General features: G+C 68.8%; 17 protein-coding genes. 5 read left to right on the top strand and 12 right to left on the bottom strand.

Annotated elements, in window-relative coordinates; genetic code table 11:
- Positions 1-21 precede the first annotated feature (21 nt).
- Both ABIB25_RS03615 and ligA read right to left on the bottom strand, forming a co-directional pair.
- Positions 22-1527, bottom strand: a complete 1506-nt coding sequence (locus ABIB25_RS03615) for a cobyric acid synthase (protein WP_354527537.1) — start codon at positions 1525-1527, stop codon at positions 22-24.
- Positions 1524-3782 carry an NAD-dependent DNA ligase LigA gene (gene ligA, locus ABIB25_RS03610; RefSeq protein ID WP_502919740.1) on the bottom strand — a complete coding sequence of 753 codons (2259 nt, stop codon included), beginning with the start codon at positions 3780-3782 and terminating at the stop codon, positions 1524-1526. Before ligA ends, ABIB25_RS03615 begins: the two co-directional genes overlap by 4 nt.
- Positions 3783-3961: 179 nt before the next feature.
- Between ligA and ABIB25_RS03605 the strand changes: the two genes are divergently transcribed.
- Positions 3962-4531 (top strand): NADPH-dependent FMN reductase, encoded by a 570-nt coding sequence (locus tag ABIB25_RS03605; protein ID WP_354527061.1) that lies wholly within the window; start codon positions 3962-3964, stop codon positions 4529-4531.
- A gap of 69 nt (positions 4532-4600) precedes the next feature.
- Positions 4601-4990, top strand: coding sequence for a pyridoxamine 5'-phosphate oxidase family protein (locus ABIB25_RS03600; RefSeq protein WP_354527060.1), 390 nt, complete (start codon positions 4601-4603; stop codon positions 4988-4990).
- 118 nt (positions 4991-5108) lie between these two features.
- On the opposite strand, the gene ABIB25_RS03595 is transcribed toward ABIB25_RS03600, so the two are convergent.
- From ABIB25_RS03595 to ABIB25_RS03580, 4 genes are read right to left on the bottom strand one after another with little or no spacing between them, the layout of a single operon-like run.
- Positions 5109-6236 (bottom strand): phosphotransferase family protein, encoded by a 1128-nt coding sequence (locus tag ABIB25_RS03595; RefSeq protein WP_354527059.1) that lies wholly within the window; start codon positions 6234-6236, stop codon positions 5109-5111.
- 21 nt (positions 6237-6257) lie between these two features.
- Positions 6258-7370: a uroporphyrinogen decarboxylase/cobalamine-independent methonine synthase family protein gene (locus ABIB25_RS03590; RefSeq protein ID WP_354527058.1), complete on the bottom strand. Its 1113-nt coding sequence runs from the start codon at positions 7368-7370 to the stop codon at positions 6258-6260.
- A gap of 3 nt (positions 7371-7373) precedes the next feature.
- Positions 7374-8444 (bottom strand): tRNA 2-thiouridine(34) synthase MnmA, encoded by a 1071-nt coding sequence (mnmA, locus tag ABIB25_RS03585; RefSeq protein ID WP_354527057.1) that lies wholly within the window; start codon positions 8442-8444, stop codon positions 7374-7376.
- Positions 8441-9646, bottom strand: a complete 1206-nt coding sequence (locus ABIB25_RS03580) for a cysteine desulfurase family protein (protein WP_354527056.1) — start codon at positions 9644-9646, stop codon at positions 8441-8443. The genes mnmA and ABIB25_RS03580 overlap by 4 nt, the downstream gene beginning before the upstream one ends.
- A gap of 175 nt (positions 9647-9821) precedes the next feature.
- On the opposite strand from ABIB25_RS03580, the gene ABIB25_RS03575 reads away from it, so the two are divergent.
- Complete coding sequence (locus tag ABIB25_RS03575; protein WP_354527055.1) at positions 9822-10043, top strand: hypothetical protein; 222 nt, start codon at positions 9822-9824, stop codon at positions 10041-10043.
- Positions 10044-10074: 31 nt separating this feature from the next.
- Here the strand turns inward: ABIB25_RS03575 and ABIB25_RS03570 are convergent, their stop codons facing one another.
- The 5 genes from ABIB25_RS03570 to ABIB25_RS03550 form a co-directional block, all read right to left on the bottom strand.
- Positions 10075-11307 (bottom strand): GNAT family N-acetyltransferase, encoded by a 1233-nt coding sequence (locus ABIB25_RS03570; protein ID WP_354527054.1) that lies wholly within the window; start codon positions 11305-11307, stop codon positions 10075-10077.
- Between the two features lie 274 nt (positions 11308-11581).
- The gene (locus ABIB25_RS03565; protein ID WP_354527053.1) at positions 11582-12514 is read right to left on the bottom strand and encodes a lysophospholipid acyltransferase family protein; all 933 of its coding nucleotides are present in this window, start codon (positions 12512-12514) and stop codon (positions 11582-11584) included.
- The gene (locus ABIB25_RS03560) at positions 12511-13332 is read right to left on the bottom strand and encodes a GNAT family N-acetyltransferase (RefSeq protein WP_354527052.1); all 822 of its coding nucleotides are present in this window, start codon (positions 13330-13332) and stop codon (positions 12511-12513) included. The genes ABIB25_RS03565 and ABIB25_RS03560 overlap by 4 nt, the downstream gene beginning before the upstream one ends.
- A gap of 372 nt (positions 13333-13704) precedes the next feature.
- Positions 13705-14676 carry an electron transfer flavoprotein subunit alpha/FixB family protein gene (locus tag ABIB25_RS03555; RefSeq protein WP_354527051.1) on the bottom strand — a complete coding sequence of 324 codons (972 nt, stop codon included), beginning with the start codon at positions 14674-14676 and terminating at the stop codon, positions 13705-13707.
- 38 nt (positions 14677-14714) lie between these two features.
- Entirely contained in the window at positions 14715-15494 is a 780-nt protein-coding gene (locus ABIB25_RS03550) for an electron transfer flavoprotein subunit beta/FixA family protein (RefSeq protein WP_354527050.1), read from the bottom strand.
- A gap of 130 nt (positions 15495-15624) precedes the next feature.
- Between ABIB25_RS03550 and ABIB25_RS03545 the strand changes: the two genes are divergently transcribed.
- Positions 15625-15981, top strand: coding sequence for a hypothetical protein (locus ABIB25_RS03545; RefSeq protein ID WP_354527049.1), 357 nt, complete (start codon positions 15625-15627; stop codon positions 15979-15981).
- Positions 15978-16940: a nucleoside hydrolase gene (locus ABIB25_RS03540; protein ID WP_354527048.1), complete on the top strand. Its 963-nt coding sequence runs from the start codon at positions 15978-15980 to the stop codon at positions 16938-16940. The genes ABIB25_RS03545 and ABIB25_RS03540 overlap by 4 nt, the downstream gene beginning before the upstream one ends.
- A 36-nt stretch (positions 16941-16976) precedes the next feature.
- Here ABIB25_RS03540 and ABIB25_RS03535 read toward each other — a convergent pair whose 3' ends face one another.
- A complete protein-coding gene (locus ABIB25_RS03535) occupies positions 16977-17447 on the bottom strand; it encodes a nucleoside deaminase (RefSeq protein ID WP_354527047.1) in 471 nt (156 codons plus the stop codon).
- Between the last annotated feature and the right edge of the window lie 92 nt (positions 17448-17539).

Raw genomic sequence — 17539 nt, 5'->3', positions numbered from 1 at the left:
GGTGGCCGGTGCAGCCGGTCGTCAGTCGGCGACCAGGCTCAGCAGCATGTCGGTGTCGAGGTGCTGCGCCACCGCGTCGGCGAGCCGGTCGATCATCGCCTCCCTCCGGTCCGCAAAGCCTTGCGCAGCAGAAAGTTCCGCCGGTTCGAGGGAGACGCCGGCGGTGCCGGCCGCACGGAGTAGGAAGGCCCGACGAGAGTCGTCGTTCTCGAACGTGCCGTGCCACATGGTGCCCCAGACACTCCCCTGCCGCCATCCGTCCAGGAACGGGCCACCCGCCGCAGCCGCTTCGCCGGGTTCGGCAGCCGGCCCGTCGGGCTCGGCGGGGTCGAAAGAGGCCACCCCATGGTGGATCTCGTAGCCGCGAACGGGGTGACCCTCCCACGATCCGTCGACCAGCGCCAACTGCTTCTGCGCCGCGAAGGTCACCGTCGTCGGCAGCAGGCCCAATCCTTCCACCCGACCTGACGTGGATTCGACGTCGTCCTCGATGGTCCGGGCGAGCATCTGGTAGCCACCGCAGATGCCGACGACGGTACGCCCGGCCGCGGCCGCCGAGCGGACCTCGGCAGCAAGCCCGATGCGGCGCAACCATTCCAGGTCGGAGACGGTCGATCTCGAACCGGGCAGGATGATGACGTCGGCGGATCGCAGGACCGCGGGATCGGTGGTCATGGTGACGCTGACCCCGGGCTCGCAGGCGAGCGCGTCCAGGTCGGTGGCGTTGGACAGCCGCGGGAAGCGGACGGCCGCGATCTCGAGCGCCCGGGTCGGCAACTCGCCGGACCGGGCGCCCCAGCGGCCGACGAACAGGGTGTCCTCGCCGTCCAGCCAGACCTCGGGCAACCACGGCAGCACCCCGAGGAACGGCACACCGGTCAGTTCGGTGAGCTGGTCCAGTCCCGGCCTCAGCAACCGCTCGTCACCCCGGAACTTGTTGATGACAAAGGCTTTGATCAAGGCGCGGTCGTCGGCATCGAGCAGTCCGACGGTCCCGAACAACGACGCGAAGACGCCGCCGCGGTCGATGTCGCCGACCACGAGCGTCGGTAGCCCGAAGCGTCGAGCCAGCCCCATGTTGACGTAGTCCCCGGCCCGCAGGTTGATCTCCGCCGGCGATCCGGCGCCCTCGCAGACGATGACGTCATACTTGTCGCGCAGTTCCTCGTAGGCGGCAAAGGCCGCCAGGGCCAGGTGCTTCCGCCCGGTGGCGAACTCGCCGGACTCGAGCACACCGTCCGGTTTGCCCCGCACGACGACGTGGGAGCGACGGTCCGACCCGGGTTTGAGCAGCACCGGGTTCATCGCCGACTCCGGCTCCGCGCGGGCGGCCTGGGCCTGCAGGTACTGCGCGCGGCCGATCTCCGATCCGTCGCGGCAGACCATCGAGTTGTTCGACATGTTCTGCGCCTTGTACGGAGCGACTTTCAGCCCCTGCCGCGCCAGGAACCGGCAGATCCCCGTCGTCACCAGAGATTTGCCGGCATCGGAGGACGTGCCGGCGATCAGGATCCCGTTCGCCGTCAGGACGACGACTCCGTCGGCTGGGTCCCGGCGGGCTCAGATACCCCGCTGTCAGGAGCGGTGCCGTCGGCCTCGCCGGCCGGAGCAACCACGCCGTCCGGAGCGGGCTCGCCGGCCGGCTCGACCTCGCCGATCTGTGCGATCGCCCTGGCCGCGTCGGGGCCTTGCGTCAGCAGCACCTTGAACCCGGCTTCGTCCAGAATCGGTACCTTCAGCGAGACGGCCTTGTCGTACTTGGAACCCGGGCTCTCCCCGACCACCACGAACGCCGACTTCCCCGACACCGAACCCGCAGCCTTCGCCCCGCGCTCGAGCAGGGCGGCCTTCGCCTCGTCACGATTGAAATCCACCAGCGACCCAGTGACCACGATCGACAGGCCGGCCAGTGTCTGCTCCGGCCGATCCGTGACCTCGTCCGCCATCCGAACCCCGGCCCTGTCCCATTTCTCGACGATCGCCCGGTGCCAGTCGACCTTGAACCATTCGGTCACGGCCGCGGCGATCGTCGGGCCGACACCGTCCACCGCGGCCAGTTCGTCCTGCCGTTCGTCGGTGGCCACTTCACGAATCCGGTCCATCGAGGTGAAGTGGCCGGCCAGCGCACGGGCCGCCGTCGGGCCGACGTGCCGGATCGACAGGGCCACCAGCACCCGCCAGAGTGGTTGATCCTTGCGGCGTTCGAGATTGACCAGCAGCTTGCGGCCCATCTCCGTCAGATCGCTGTCCTTGGCGCGGAAGAAGATCGGCACCTTCTTGAGCGCCTCGTCGGTCAGGTCGAAGATGTCGCCCTCGTCGATGATCGCCCCGGCGGCGAGCAGACCGGTCGCCGCCTCGTACCCCATGCCCTCGATGTCGAAGGCCCCGCGACCGGCCAGGTGGAACACCCGCTCGCGCAGTTGCGCAGGGCACGATCTGGAGTTGGGACAACGGATGTCGATGTCCGCCTCCTTCATGGGGCGGAGCTCCGTCCCGCACTCCGGGCAGTGCGTCGGCATGACGAACGCGCGCAGCTCACGTCCTTCGCGCAGCTCCACCACGGGCCCGAGGATCTCCGGGATGACGTCACCGGCCTTGCGGAGCACGACGGTGTCCCCGATCAGCACACCCTTGCGGACGACCTCCTGGGCATTGTGCAAGGTGGCCTGGCTGACCGTCGACCCAGCGACCAGCACGGGTTCCATCTGCGCGAACGGGGTGACCCGGCCGGTTCGGCCGACGTTGACCACGATGTCCAGCAGCAGCGTGGTGGCCTCCTCGGGCGGGTACTTGTAGGCGATCGCCCAGCGCGGCGCCCGCGACGTCACGCCGAGGCGGCGCTGCATGTTGATCTCGTCGACCTTGACCACCAGTCCGTCGATGTCGTGGCTGACGTCGTGGCGGTGCTCGTTCCAGTAGGCGACCCTGGCGGCCACCTCCGCCGGCGAATGCAGCACCAGATTGTGGTCGGATACCGGCAGTCCCCACGCGCGCAGCCGCTCGTAGGCCTCGCTCTGGCGGGTGATGTCGAAGCCCTTCCTGGCCCCGATCCCGTGGCACAGCATGGTCAGCGGGCGGGAGGCGGTGACCCGCGGATCCTTCTGGCGCAGTGACCCGGCAGCGGAGTTGCGCGGGTTGGCGAACGGCGCCTTCCCGGCTGCGACCAGACTCGCATTGAGGTCGGCGAATCCCGCGAGCGGGAAGAACACCTCACCGCGGACCTCGACCAGTTCGGGGATGTCGTGACCGCCGTCGTCGGCGAGGCGATGCGGGATGTCTTTGATGGTCCTGACGTTCAGGGTGACATCCTCGCCGACACGGCCGTCACCGCGGGTGGCCGCGCGCGTCAGGCGGCCATTCTCGTAGGTGAGGTTGATGGCGAGTCCGTCGATCTTCAGCTCGGTCAGCCAGCTGACCTCGGCGCCCGCGTCCCGCGCGGTCTTCTCGAGCCAACCCGCGAGTTCGTCGGCGGAGAACACGTTGTCAAGACTCAGCAGCCGCTCGGCGTGCTCGACGGAGGAGAACCCGGTGGAGAAGCCCGCGCCGCCAACCCGCTGGGTCGGGGAATCCGGCGTGCGGAGCGAGGGGTATTCGTCCTCCAGGCCCTGCAGTTCGCCGAGCAGGACGTCGAACTCGCCGTCCGACATCGTCGGCGCGTCCAGTACGTAGTAGCGGAACTGGAGATCGGTGATCTGCTCGGACAGGCCGGCATGGCGCCGCGCGCTGTCGGCCGGGACACCGATGTCAACGACGTCGGGCGGGGTTGGACTGGTTTCACTCACCACCGCAGGGTAGCCAGCAGTACCGACAGGCCGCGCAGGTCGTGCAGATCACAACGGCTTCTACTGATCCAGGACTTGTATGCGAGACTCGCAGAGGCATAGTTGACGTGTCATTGCAATTTAAGATCGCAGGGCCGAGCGCGGGGGCTGCGCTGGCCGAACATCACCAGGAGATCACCATGGCAACGCTCAAGGTCCTCATCGCCTCCACCCGTCCCGGCCGGATCGGTCTGCCGATCGGCACGTGGGTCACCCGGGCTGCGATCGAGCACGGCGGCTTCGACACCGTCGAGATCCTCGACCTCGCCGAGATCAACCTGCCGTTCCTGGACGAGCCGAACCACCCGCGGGCGCGCAAGTACATCCACGCCCACACCATCGCCTGGTCCGAGGCCGTCGACTCGGCCGACGCCTTCGTCTTCGTCACGCCCGAGTACAACTTCTCCATGACGGCGCCGCTGAAGAATGCCCTTGACTGCCTCGCGGCGGAGTGGTCCTACAAGCCGCTCGGCATCGTCAGCTACGGCGGACTCACCGGTGGAGCGCGAGCCGCCCACGACATCCGCCAGGTCGCGCCGGTGCTGAAGATGTTCCCCATCCCCGAGGGCGTCGCCCTGCCGATGGTGTTCCCGCAGATCGTCGACGGCGAGTTCGTCCCGACCGACGGCAACATCCAGGCCGCGAACCTGATGTTCGGCGAACTGGCCAAGGTCGAGGCCGCTCTGGCGCCGTTGCGCGTCACGGTCTAACGTCCTGTGTTCGGCCGCCTGCCTGCCCGGTCCGGCGCGGGCAAAGGGGATCGGTGACAAGCTGGGCGAGTGCGATTCGATCCCCGTGCCCTGCCCGAGACCGCCGTGGAGTTCCTGACCCAGCGGCACCTGGCGTCCCTCACCACTTCTCGCCGTGACGGCAGTGCCCACGTGGTGCCCGTCGGATTCACCTTCGACGGGCACGGCCTGGCTCGGGTGATCACCAACGACGGGTCGGTGAAGGTCCGCAACGCCGACCGGAACGGCGCACGCGGGGCGATCTGCCAGATCGACGGCCGCTTCTGGCTGACCCTGGAAGGGCCGGTGCGGGTCTCCCGCGATCCCGAGGACGTCGCCGAGGCCGTGCGCCGCTACGCCGAGCGCTACCGCGAGCCCCGCGTCAACCCGACCCGCGTGGTCCTGCTGATGACCGTCGACCGCATCATGGGCCACCTGTGATCAGTCGGCGCCGCCCCGCGCGGATCAACCAACCCCGCGCGGATCAACTCGACCGGATTGGGACTGGTGGGGCACGGGTCGATGAGTTCATCCGCGCAGTGCCGAACCCGCGGCCAGTTCATCCGCGCGGCACCGATCGGAACGCCGGCGCGAGGGCCAGCGGCGTCGGTCCCCATAGTTCGTGCAATGCGGCGAGCAAGCGGCCGGCGAGGTCGGTCAGTGCAGGGTGGTCCGGCGAGTTCAGCCTGACGACCTCGGACAGACGATGCTGGATCATCGAGCGCCGCGGCGGAATCTTGCCGCGCATCAGGGGATTCTCCGGGGGCGGGTCGCCGTCGAGGGCTCTGGTCAGGAACCAGATCGTCGACACCATCGACCAGCCGATCTGCGCGGTGACCAGGTCGGACTCGAACCAGGGGGTCCGCACGACGGGGAAGCTCGGCTCGACGGCGTCCCGCCAGATATCCAGTGCAGCGTCGGCGGCCCCGGGCTCGATCCGCCAGCAGCACCAGCACGACGGCCACGGAACTCGCAGATAGGCTGCATCCCAGGTGATATGACGGAAGGTGGCCCCTTCGAAATCGATCAGCACGAGTCGGCCGTCGACCTCGATGTTGTTGTCGGGGCAGGCGTCCGACGGACTCAGGGCGAAGGCATCGGTGGTCGGCCGCAGTCTCCGGAGTTCGTCCTGCTCCGGCGTCCCGAACGCCACCCCGAGATCGGCGAGCAGGTCGACCAGCCCGTCCGCCGTCGACTCCAACGCAGCTTCCGGGCTCTCCGGGTCGACAAGGACCTCCCCACCGACGGATTGCAGCTCCTGATGGAAAGCAGCCCCCACGTCACGGGTGTCGCGGTGCAGCGCGCCGATCGCCGACGCCCATTTCAGCAACTGCGCCGCCGCCCTCGACGGCCCGGTACCGAGAAGGGCATCGGCCAGCGATCCGCCCGGTCCGAGGTCACTGATCACCAGGAGGTGGTGCTCGGGTAGGCACGCCAGCAGTCGAGGCGCTTCCGCCCGACCCTCCAGCACCGTCAACGCGGCGAACTCACGGGCGAAACCGTCGGCACCGCTGAGCGGATCAAAGGCCTTGATCAACATCGTCCCGGGTCCGGCAGAACCTGCCGGCCCGACTCGCAGCACCAGCGACCGATGGCTACCGCCCAGCGATTCACCGACGGCGATCAGTTCCCGCCCGAGGCGGGCGCCTGCGGCCGCGAGCAGAGCCGGAACATCCCAGTCGGTCATCCGGCCGATGCTACGACAGGCTCACCAGCCTTCGGGGAGGTCCTCGAAGGCGCGGGACAGTTCGCGGGACAACTTCATGGCCTCGAGGGCCCAGTCGTCGCCGGCGCCGGCGAGGCCACAGGTCGGCGTGGGCACCACCCGACCCGACAACGTCTCCCGCGGGAACCCGAGACGGTCGAACGTCCCGAGAACCGGTGTCGCCCAGTCCTTCAGCTCCTTCTTGCGACCCTTGGGCTCGACGCCGGGAAGCAGTCCGACCAGCAGCGTGGTGTCGGCCTCGACGAGCTCGCCGATCGGGTCGAGTCTGGCCGCTGCGGTCCCGATCTCGGTGAAATCGATGGACAGCGCACCGAAGCCGGAGGCCTTGAGCAGACGTAGTGGCGCGTTGGGGTGGCAGCAGTGTGCGATCAACGGGAACGCAGCCAGGGCGTCGGTGACGGACTCCAGCACGTGTCCGACCCGCGACCGATCCACTGCGCGGACGGTGCCGAACCCGCTGGGCGTCGACAGTGCGCCGGCGATCACCAGAGGCACGGCGGGCTCGTCGAGCTGGACCACGAACGACGTGCCCGGCAGGCGGCGTCCGAGCTCGGCCAGGTGGTCGAGCACGCCCTGGACGAGGGAAGCGGCCAGGTCGTCGACGGCACCCTCGTCGACCAGGGCTCGGTTGCCCGAGGCGACCTCGACCTGCGCCGCGAGGGTCCACGGCCCGCACACCTGGATCTTGACCCAGTCGGCGCCGGCATACTGCTCGGTGGCCGCGTCGAGGTCCCACTCCATGAAGTCCTTGGCCCGGCGGGTATCCCGGCCCGGACGGCGGGTGACGCGCCAGCCGGACGGCACCACCTCGCCGAAGATGTCCACCAGCAGACCGACGGTCCGGCCCACCATGTCGGCTCCGACGCCGCGATCGGGCAGCTCCGCGAGATACGGCAGATCGGGCAGCTCGCCGGCCACCATCCGGGCGGCCTCGTCGGGCGAATCGCCGGGCAGTGAACCGATCCCGGTGGCGATCCCCACGTGCCAGCTGCGCTTCTCCGGCGGAGGTCCCGCCTCGAACGTCCCCACCACGAGCTCGACCGGGCGGTCCGTCACCCACGCACTGCTGTTCGACACCAACGGGTTCTGCGTCATCGGTCAGCCGGCCCTGATGATGGTGCCGGCACCGATGACGAAGGTGTCGCTCTCGTCGTAGAGGACAACCGTCTGGCCGGGGGCGATCCCGCGGATCGTCTCGTCGAGCGTCAGCCGGAGGTGCCCGTCGACCAGGTCGACCGAGGCCTCGACATTGCCGCCGTGCGCCCGCACCTGGGCGACGGTGCGCAACGGGAACTGCGGCGCGACCCCGGTGGAGAAGACGACGCGGTTGGCGGTGATCACCGAGACATCCAGGCCCGTCACCGGTCCCACCTTGACGGTCCCGCTGACCGGTTCGATACCCAGGACGTAGCGGGGCTTTCCGTCCGCCGCCGGCCGCCCGAGGCCGAGACCCTTGCGCTGGCCGACGGTGTACGCGAAGAACCCGTCGTGCTCGCCCAGCACCTCACCGGTCTCCGAGTCGACGACCGAACCCGGCTGGGCGCCCAGCTTCTCGACCAGGTAGCCGTGGGTATCGCCGTCCGGGATGAAGCAGATGTCGTACGAGTCGGGCTTGGCGGCGACTGCGAACCCCCGACGTCCGGCCTCCGCCCTGACCAGGTCCTTGGTCCACTCGCCGAGCGGGAACATGGTGTGGGACAACTGATCCGCAGTCAGCACCGCCAGGACGTACGACTGGTCCTTGGCCGCATCGGCACTCCGGTGCAGCACGCCGTCGACCAGCTTCACGTGATGTCCGGTCGCGACTGCGTCGAAACCGAGCGCGATGGCCCGGTCCAGCAGGGCGGCGAACTTGATCTTCTCGTTGCACCGCAGGCAGGGGTTCGGGGTCCGGCCGGCGGCGTACTCGGCGAGGAAGTCGTCGACCACGCTCTCGGCGAATTCTGCACTGAAATCCCAGACGTAGTAGGGAATTCCGAGCAGGTCGCAGACCCGACGGGCATCGAAGGCATCCTCGACGGTGCAGCATCCCCGGGAGCCGGTGCGCAGCGTCCCCGGCTGACGGGACAGCGCCATGTGCACCCCGGTGACCTCGTGGCCGGCATCGACGGCCAGTGCCGCCGCCACCGCCGAGTCGACACCGCCGCTCATCGCCGCGAGAACCTTCACGTCCGACGCCTCGCTCCGGCCATCGCGGCCTTCCGGGCCCGCTCGACCACCGGTCCGATCGCTGCCAGCACCGCCTGGACGTCGGCAGCTGTCGACGTGTGTCCGAGCGAGAAGCGCAGCGCACCACGTGCTTCGTCCTCCGGCACCCCCATCGCCAGCAATACGTGCGAGGGCCGGGCGACTCCGGCGGTGCAGGCGGAACCGGTCGAGCACTCGATCCCACGGGCGTCGAGCAGCATCAGCAGCGAGTCGCCCTCGCAGCCGGGGAACCGCACGTGGGCGTTGCCGGGCAGACGGGACGGTCCGCCGTCGACCAGGCTCTGACCCGGATCACCGGCCAGCACAGCATCTTCCACGATCGAGGTGATGCCGTCGACCAGCTCGTCCCGCAGACCCGTCAGGAACTCGGACCGCTCGAGGCGGTGCGCCTGGGCATCGGCAACCGCCACCGCAAGACCGACGATGCCCGCGACGTCGAGAGTGCCGGACCGGACCCCACGCTCCTGTCCGCCACCGTGCACGATCGGCACCACTGCGACCTCACGCGACAGCAGCAGCACACCGACACCTGTTGGCCCGCCAACCTTGTGGCCCGTCACCGTGACGGCGTCCGCGCCGCTCGCCTGGAAATCCAGTGGTACCTGGCCGAGGGCCTGTACCGCGTCGGAATGCATCGGGATGCCGTGGGTGTGGGCGACCACTGCGAGCTCGCGGATGGGATTGACCGTGCCCACCTCGTTGTTGGCCCACATCACGGTGACGAGAGCGACGTCGGCAGGGTTCTCGTTGATGGCCGCGGCCAACGTGTCGGCGTGCACCCGGCCGTAGTCGTCGACTTCCAACCACCCGATGACGGCGCCCTCGTCGGCCTCGAGATGCTCGAGCACGTCCAGGACGGCGTGGTGCTCGACCGGCGACGCCAGGATACGGCGGCGGGCCGGGTCGGCCTTGGCCCTGGCCCGGTAGATGCCGGCCACCGCAAGGTTGTCCGACTCCGTGCCCCCGGAGGTGAAGATGACCTCGCTGGGCCGCGCCCCGAGTTCGGTGGCGATGGACTCCCGGCACTCCTCGACGCTTCTGCGGGCGGCTCGCCCGGAGGTGTGCAGGGAGGACGCGTTGCCGCAATGACCCATCGCAGCCGTCATCGCGGCGACCACTGCCGGTAGGACCGGGGTGGTGGCGGCGTGATCGAGGTAGGTCATCACCGACCAGCGTAGGCCGCTCCCCGGCGTTCCCACACTCACGAGGTGAACAGCAGAGGAAATGCCCCCGTATCGGGACCGTGATGTTGCCGGGATCACCGCGTCAGCGCAGACTTCGTGATCCGGCCGTCGGACGGCGGACGGGGCAGCTGGACCTCACGAAAGGACGTACACCGTGGCAGTCTCCGTGAACCTCTCAAAGGGCCTCGACAAGGCATTCGAGGACAAGACCCTCGACGAGATCCTCGCCGCGCCACCATCGGCCCTGGCCGGCCTGACGGAGCGGCACGACACGATCCTGGCCGAGCTCGGCATCAAGACGATCAAGGACCTGGGCTCCAACAAGTACTTTGCCTTCGCCGGTGTCCTGGTGGCGCTGGCCGGCAAGACCGGCTGATCTCCGACGGCGCACACCGTGGTGCAACACCTCAGAAGTGGGTGGTGCACCACGGTGTGACCTCGGCCCGGAACATCGCGTCCGCTGTGAGCAACGCCTTCCGATCGGTGACCTCCACCAGACCGGCGCCGTGCAGGGTCACCAGGCTCCGTCCGCCGAGGCATGATGCTGACAGGGTGCTGATGTCCAGCGTCAGATCCGGCGTCTCCCCCGTCTCCACGCAGGACCCGGCTCCGTGCTCGTCCGCCTCGACGACGAACCGTCCGCCGGCCAGGCCAAGGTTGTCGACCACCTCGAGCACGACGCGGCCGGTGCGCAGGTAGCGCCGCGCACCCAGCGCTGCGGGCACATCCAGCAACCGGATCCAGAGCAGGTCCGTCGCATCCTCCTGACGGACGTGCCGGCCGTCGACCAGCAGTAACTCGAGCCCGTCATCGAGAGGCCTGGTCTCCACCCTGATCTCGGTCACCAGGTCGATGTCCGTCAGGTACTGCCACAGCAGCGCGGTTCCGCGCGGTTCGGACGCGACGAACAGCGAGGTCTTGACCGTCATCCGGGGCCGGTTGTGTTCCCAGCGATCCTCCAGCTCGTAGCGGGTCATTCCCACCACGGTGCCCTGCGGATCGCGCACCACCACGTGGTACCCGGGCTTCGGCGGCCCCCAGCTGGGATAACGGAGAAGTCCGAGGTCGATGTCGAAAAACCTGGCGTCCCTTGACAGCTCGCCCGGGCTGCGGAGACGGTGCGCGTCGTACAGGGGTGGGAGCAGCAACCTGGCGGTGTCGACGTCGACGATCTCGGCGGTGCCCGCCACCGGCACCCGCAGGCGGGCGACGGAGCTGTCCACGAGCAGCGTGCAGGCCCGGGTCGCCGAGCCGAACCCGTAGCGCCCGTAGATCGGCCACTCCGACGCGTGCAGGACGGCGGCCCCCTCACCGCGCGCCTTTGCCGCCTCGAGTTCCGCCGTCACCATCCGGGAGGCCAGCCCTCGCCGTCGGTGGGTGGCCGAGGTGCTCACGGCAGTGATCGCCGAACTGGGCAGCTCGGCACCGCCCGGCAACGTCATGGCGACCGGGAAGGATCGGAGGGTCGAGACGATGGTCTCGCCGTCGAACCCTGCCACCGTGCGGTCCCAGTACATCGACGCCCGGCGCGCATCGGCCTCCGCCTGGTCATCGCCCGGCGGACGGAGGAATCCAACGCCCATGGCGCGGCAGAACTCCGTCATCTCGGACTCGACGATGGTGCGGACCACAAGTTCCATGCGCGGAGGTTAGCCCGCCCCGTCGATCGGATGCGCCTGGATTCCTACCACGGCGGCCCGCCTGATCGGATCAGTGCGCGTCCACCAATGATGACGGGATGGCGATCGCGGCCGGGTCGTCGTCGGGTTCCTGGGGTGGAAGTGCACGCAGTTCGGCGACCTCCGCCTTCCACGCGCGAGCCGCATTCCGGATCGGCCCTGGGGACCTCGCACCCTCCGGATCGACTGGGTCGGTGCAGGGTCACCGTGCTGTCGGCGCAGCAGTCTCCCGTGTTCAGGCCGCGGTGCTCGCCGGATTGGCCACGATCTCGCGGGGTGACGCTGTCGTCTCCTTTCGCACCGCCGAGATCCCGGTGACGACGGGCACGCCGAGCTTGCGGGCCACCGCGTTCTGGGCCAGGCGCGCCACTGCCGCCCGGTCGACGTGGTCCCGGCCGGTACCGGCAATGGCCGGAATCGCCGGCAGCCAGGTGAGCTCGACGGTGACGTCCACCGCGGACAACACCCGGCGCATGCTGTCCGCGAGGGTCTGGTCGCCGACGAAGGCCACCGTCGTGGCTGCGCAGCCCCGCGGTCCCCGATAGGAGACGGTGACCGGGGAGACCACCACGCCGGCATCGATCGCCGCCTGGAAGGCGGCCCGCCGGAACGGGTTCACCGCTCCTCCGCACCGGGTGGTGCCTTCGGGGAACACCTGGACCCGCGCGCCCGACCGCAGCGCCGCCGTCATGGCCGCCACTGCATCCGGTAGCTCACGGAGCCGATCCCGCTGCAGGAACAGGGTTCCGGTCCGTCTCGCAGCGCCGCCCACGATCGGCCAGGTGCCCACCTCGGACTTGGCGACCATCCGCATCGGTGCCGACGCGGACAGCGCGAGGATGTCCAGCCACGAGATATGGTTCCCCACCACCAGACTCGGTCCGGACCGCGGGGCTCCGGTCACCACCAGTCGAACCCCGACGGCGCGCAGAACCCACCGCGACACCCGCTGCAGGGCCCAGGCTCCGCGCCGATCGCGCCCGCTACCAGGGATGACAGCCACGGCGCCGAGGAAAATGACGCCGACGCCGGTCGCGACGACAAGGGCGCTGACCCGACGGGCCTGTCGCATCGACGGGACGGAGGACGTCGGTCGGATGGCGCAGTCCGAGGTGCACTCCGGGGAGAGGCATCTCGGCTGCACAGCCTGCCCGAGGGTGCCCGTCATGCGGTCGTTCCCCGCTGGGCATTCGCCCAGCTGTCGCCGAGGAAGAAGCGGGCATACCGCGGATCGAGCCGCTGCATGTCGAGCAGCACCAGGAAATCGGCTGTGCCGAAGGCGTTGTCGAACGCCGGGGGTCCACAGACCACGGCGCCGAGTCGTAGGTAGCCACGCAGGAGAGGTGGGACGACCGCGCGCCGCGGCCTCGGGATGCCGTCGGTGACGAATTCGAGGTGCGGTCTGCAACGCAGGTCGGCCGGCGCGAGATGCTTGTCAAGGACGAGATCGGCGAAGGCTGCGGCATTCCCACCCCCGTCGGCGAGACCCACGGAGGCGCACCCCATCAGGTACCGGTAGCCGGTCAGTTGCATGTACCTGGCGATGCCACCCCAGAGCAACGAGATCGGTGCTGCCCCACGGTGCTCCGCGGCCACGCAGGACCGGCCGGCCTCCACCGTGCTGTCCAGCAGTCGTTCCAGTGCCGACAGGTCGAATTCGGTGTGGGAGTAGAGGGCGTTGGACCGGGGGTCGGTGTCGTGGGCGTGGGGTGGGAGCAGCCGATAGGTGGCGACAACCTCTCCACGGGGATAGATCTCGGCGTTGCGACGGCGAACGATGAGGTGGTCGCACAGATCGTCGAACCGGTCGACATCGAGCCCGTCCGGTCCGGGCGTGACGGCGCCGCACTCCCTGGTGAACACGTCGTATCGGAGTTGTTGGGCGGCAATCACATCGATGGCGTCCGCGGCGAGCGTGACGCGGTACCCCGTGGCGTTCGGTTGACCTGGATCGGCGGTTTCGAGCAGCAACTCTGAAGTGGTCACGGTCTACAGAGTGTGCAAGGCGTCCAGGTGATCTCGCCGAATCCTGCGCGTCCGTCCGATGACCAGTGCGTGAACCTCTCCCGCTGCGGTCAGGGCTGGGCCTCGCCCCGGTCGCACTGGCCCGGCTCGCGCGCCGCCCGGCGGACCCGCCCGGCCGACCCGCGCCCGGCCGACCCGCGCCCGGCGGACCCGCCCGGCCGACCGCGCCCGGCCGACCCGCGCCCGGCGGACCCGCCCGGCCGACCGCGCCCGGCCGACCCGCGCATATAGAAGTGCCCGGAAAGGGCGGATTTTCGCCATTTCCGGGCATTTCTATATGCGCCGGGGACTTCTGTATGCGCGGGCCAGATCAGCCTGTATGCGCGGGTCAGGTCAGCCCTTGCGGGTCTTGACGGCGGAGGCGAGTTGCGGGGCGACGGTGAACAGGTCGCCGACGACGCCGTAGTCGGCGATCTCGAAGATTGGGGCGTCGGTGTCCTTGTTGACCGCGACGATCGTCTTGGACGTCTGCATCCCGGCGCGGTGCTGGATGGCGCCGGAGATCCCCAGGGCCACATACAGTTGCGGGGACACGGTGGTGCCGGTCTGGCCGACCTGGAACTGGTGCGGGTAGTACCCGGAGTCCACCGCCGCGCGGGAGGCGCCGACGGCGCCGCCGAGCACATCGGCGAGTTCTTCGACGACGTGGAAGTTGTCGGCCGAGCCGACACCGCGGCCGCCGGAGACGACGATCTTGGCGCCGCCCAGCTCCGGGCGATCACCCTTCTCCTCCGGCAACCACTGCGACACCGTCGTGGCCGCGGCAGCATCGACCGAGGTCTCCAACGCCACCAGGTCCGGAGCTGCCACCGGCACCGGCTCACCCTCGATCGCGTTGCCGCGCACCGAGATCACCGGCACACCGCGGGTCACCCGATAGCGGGTGGTGTAGGCGCCACCGAACACCGACTGCGTCGCGACCACCACACCGCCCTCCAGCGCCACGTCCACCACGTCGGCGAGCAGACCGGAATCCAGGCGCACCGCCAACCGACCGGCGATCTCCCGACCGTCGAACGTCGCCGCCACCAACACGGCCGCGGGCCCTTCGCAGGCGCCAACCGCCGCCTGCAGCGCGGCCACCTGCGGAGTCAACAACAATTCACCCGGATCGACCGACTCGGCCGCGAAGATCCTGCTCGCACCGGCGTCGCCGAGCTGCGCGGCCAACGCGGCCGAAGTCCCCGCGGAGCCGACCACCACGGCCACCGGCGTGCCCAACTTGGCCGCCGCCACCAACAGCTCGACGGTCAGCTTCTTCACGCCGCCATCGGCATGCTCCACCAATACCAACACATCACTCATGACCAACGACCTTTCCCAACGATCTCAGACAAGCAATCTCAGACAAGTCGCTGTGCGACGAGGAACTCGGCGATCCCGTTGCCGGCCTCACCATCATCGGTGACCTTCTCCCCAGCAGACTTCAGCGGCCGAGGAGCACCGGACACCACCTGCGTCGACGCGTTCGCCAACCCCAACGAACCCGCATCCAACCCCAGATCCGCCGCCGACAAGATGGACACCGGCTTCGACTTCGCCGCCATGATCCCCTTGAAATTCGGATACCGCGGCTCACCGACCTTCTCGTTCACCGACAACACCACCGGCAACGACGCCGACACCCGCGCCGCACCACCCTCCACCACCCGCTGCGCCGACACCACCGACCCCTCCACCGACACGTGAGTCACCGACGTCACCGCCGCCCACCCCAACCGCTCCGCCAACATCGCCGGCATCGACGCCGTCCGACCATCGGTCGCCTCATTGCCCGTGATGATCACGTCCACCTCCAACGTCCTCAACGCCGCCGCAAGAGCCGCCGACGTCTGCAACGCATCCGAACCGGCCAACGCCTCATCCAGCACATGCACCGCCTTGTGCGCCCCCATCGCCAACGCCTTGCGCAACGTCTCCTTCGCCCGATCCGGACCCATCGTCACCACCGTCACCGACCCCCCATGAGCCTCGGTCAACTGCAAACCGATCTCCACACCCTTGGAATCGATCTCATCGATCACCGCATCAGAAGAATCACGATCCAAAACCCAATCCGACTCCCGCAGCTTCCGCTCGGAATACGTATCAGGAACCTGCTTGACCAGAACTGCAATGTCCATGATCCTGCCCCGCCTTTCGGTGTGTCGGTCGGTAAGTTACTGACCAGTAGCTTAGCCGGTGAAGGGCTCCAGCGTCAGGACCAAGCCATGCAATACGCGGGCCGACGAGCAGCCGTGGCACGCTGTCCTGGTGCCTTCTTCCGAACCCCGTTCGACCAATCCGCAACCGTCCTTCAGCCACTCCGCGGGTGCTCTGAGCGCCGACAACGAGAATTTGCTGAAGTCCAACGTGCCGTTCACGACGCACATCCTGCTGGTCGGGTCGATGATCCTGTTCTTCATCGCTGCGACGCTCATCACGTTGCAGACCTCCTGGCAGTGGTGGTTGATCCCGGCGGCTATCGCCATCCCGGTGGTGGCGGTCCTCATCGAGCGCGGCAAACGGGTGTCCAAGGCTCGAGCTGCCACCCGGCTGATGGAGGCCGAACTGCGGGCCGCCCGTCAGCAGCGGACCGACGGAACCGGGTCGTCGGGCGGGTCCCGATGAATCCGATCCCGGTGATCATGGACGTGGACACCGGTATCGACGACGCCATGTCCCTGCTCTTCGCCGTGCGCCATCCGGGCATCGAACTGCGCGCGGTCACCTGCGTGGCAGGCAACACCGGTGTCGACCAGGTCGCCGCGAACACCCGCTACGTGCTGGATGCGGCGGGCGCGCCGGACATCCCGGTGGCCCGCGGTTCAGCTCGCCCGATGCTGGTACCGCCGGCGGATGCGAGCCACGTGCACGGCGCCGACGGGCTCGGCGGCTTCTCCCGCCCGTCCGACCGGCGGATGAGCCCGTTGCCCGCGGTCGAACTGCTCCGCCGGGAGTTGATGGGCGCGGTCGGGACCGGTGAGAGGATCACCCTCGTCCCGAGCGCACCGCTGACGAACATCGCGCTGCTGCTTCGCACCCACCCGGAGGTGGCCGCCGGAATCGAGCGGATCATCTTCATGGGCGGATCGGCGTCGGGCGGGAATGCCACTGCCGCAGCGGAATTCAACATCTGGCATGACCCGGAAGCCGCGGCCATCGCGTTGACCGCGGCCGGTGACCTGGACATCCCGGTGACCATGTACGGGCTCGACGTCTTCAACGACGTGGTGGTCACCCGGGACGAGGCAGCCGCCCTGCGAAGCGGTCTCGACCCGGCGGCCCAGCTGGCCGGTTCGCTGATCAGGTTCGCCTGCGACATCTTCGGTCAGGACGAGGCCACCATCGGTGATGCCGGAACCGTCTGTGCCGTCGTGGATCCCGACGGGCTCACCACCCAGCGCTTCGGCGTCCGGGTGGAGCTGGGCAATGGATTCGCCCGCGGCCAGACCCTGGTGGATCGGCGCACCTGGACGGGCGACCACAAGGCCGATCCGCACTCCACCAAGCCTACGATGATCGACGTGGCGCTCGCCGTCGACGGTCGTCGTTACGCCGATCTGTGGCTGACGACGATCGGCGGCTGACGCACCATTGCCGATCCCGACGAGGAATCGTCCGGGTCAGTCCCGCTCGCCGATGTCCTCGTTCCACAGGGACGGCTCGGCGGCGATGAAGTCGGTCATCATCTGCGCGCACTCGTCGTCATCGATGACCACCACCGCGACTCCGCGACTGCGGAGCAGATCTTCTCCCCCGTAGAAGGTGCGGTTCTCCCCGATGACGACGCGCGGGATCTTGTAGAGCAGCATCGCACCCGTGCACATGTCGCAAGGCGACAGGGTTGTCACCATGGTCGCCCTGGCGTAGACGCTCGCGGGAAGGCGTCCGGCGTTCTCCAGGCAATCGGTCTCACCGTGCCGGATGGCGCTGCCCTGCTGTACGCGCTTGTTCGACCCGGTGGCCAGCACCTTGCCGTCGACGATCAAGGCCGCACCGATGGGAATACCACCCTCGGCGCGGCCGGCCCTGGCCGCTGCGACGGCCGCGGCGAGATACTCCCTGTCCTGCTGCGTTGCAACGGTTTCGGACATGCAAAGCCTCCGGAGGATGATCTGCGGCCGTCGACCGGAAACGATCGGCAGCGGGCGACGGGCGTGGAACCAGGCAACTTCTACAGGCACAT

Source organism: Nakamurella sp. UYEF19 (assembly GCF_040546275.1).
Classification (GTDB): domain Bacteria; phylum Actinomycetota; class Actinomycetes; order Mycobacteriales; family Nakamurellaceae; genus Nakamurella.
The sequence above is the reverse complement of the archived record's forward strand: the minus strand, read 5'-3'. Positions and strand labels throughout refer to the sequence as shown.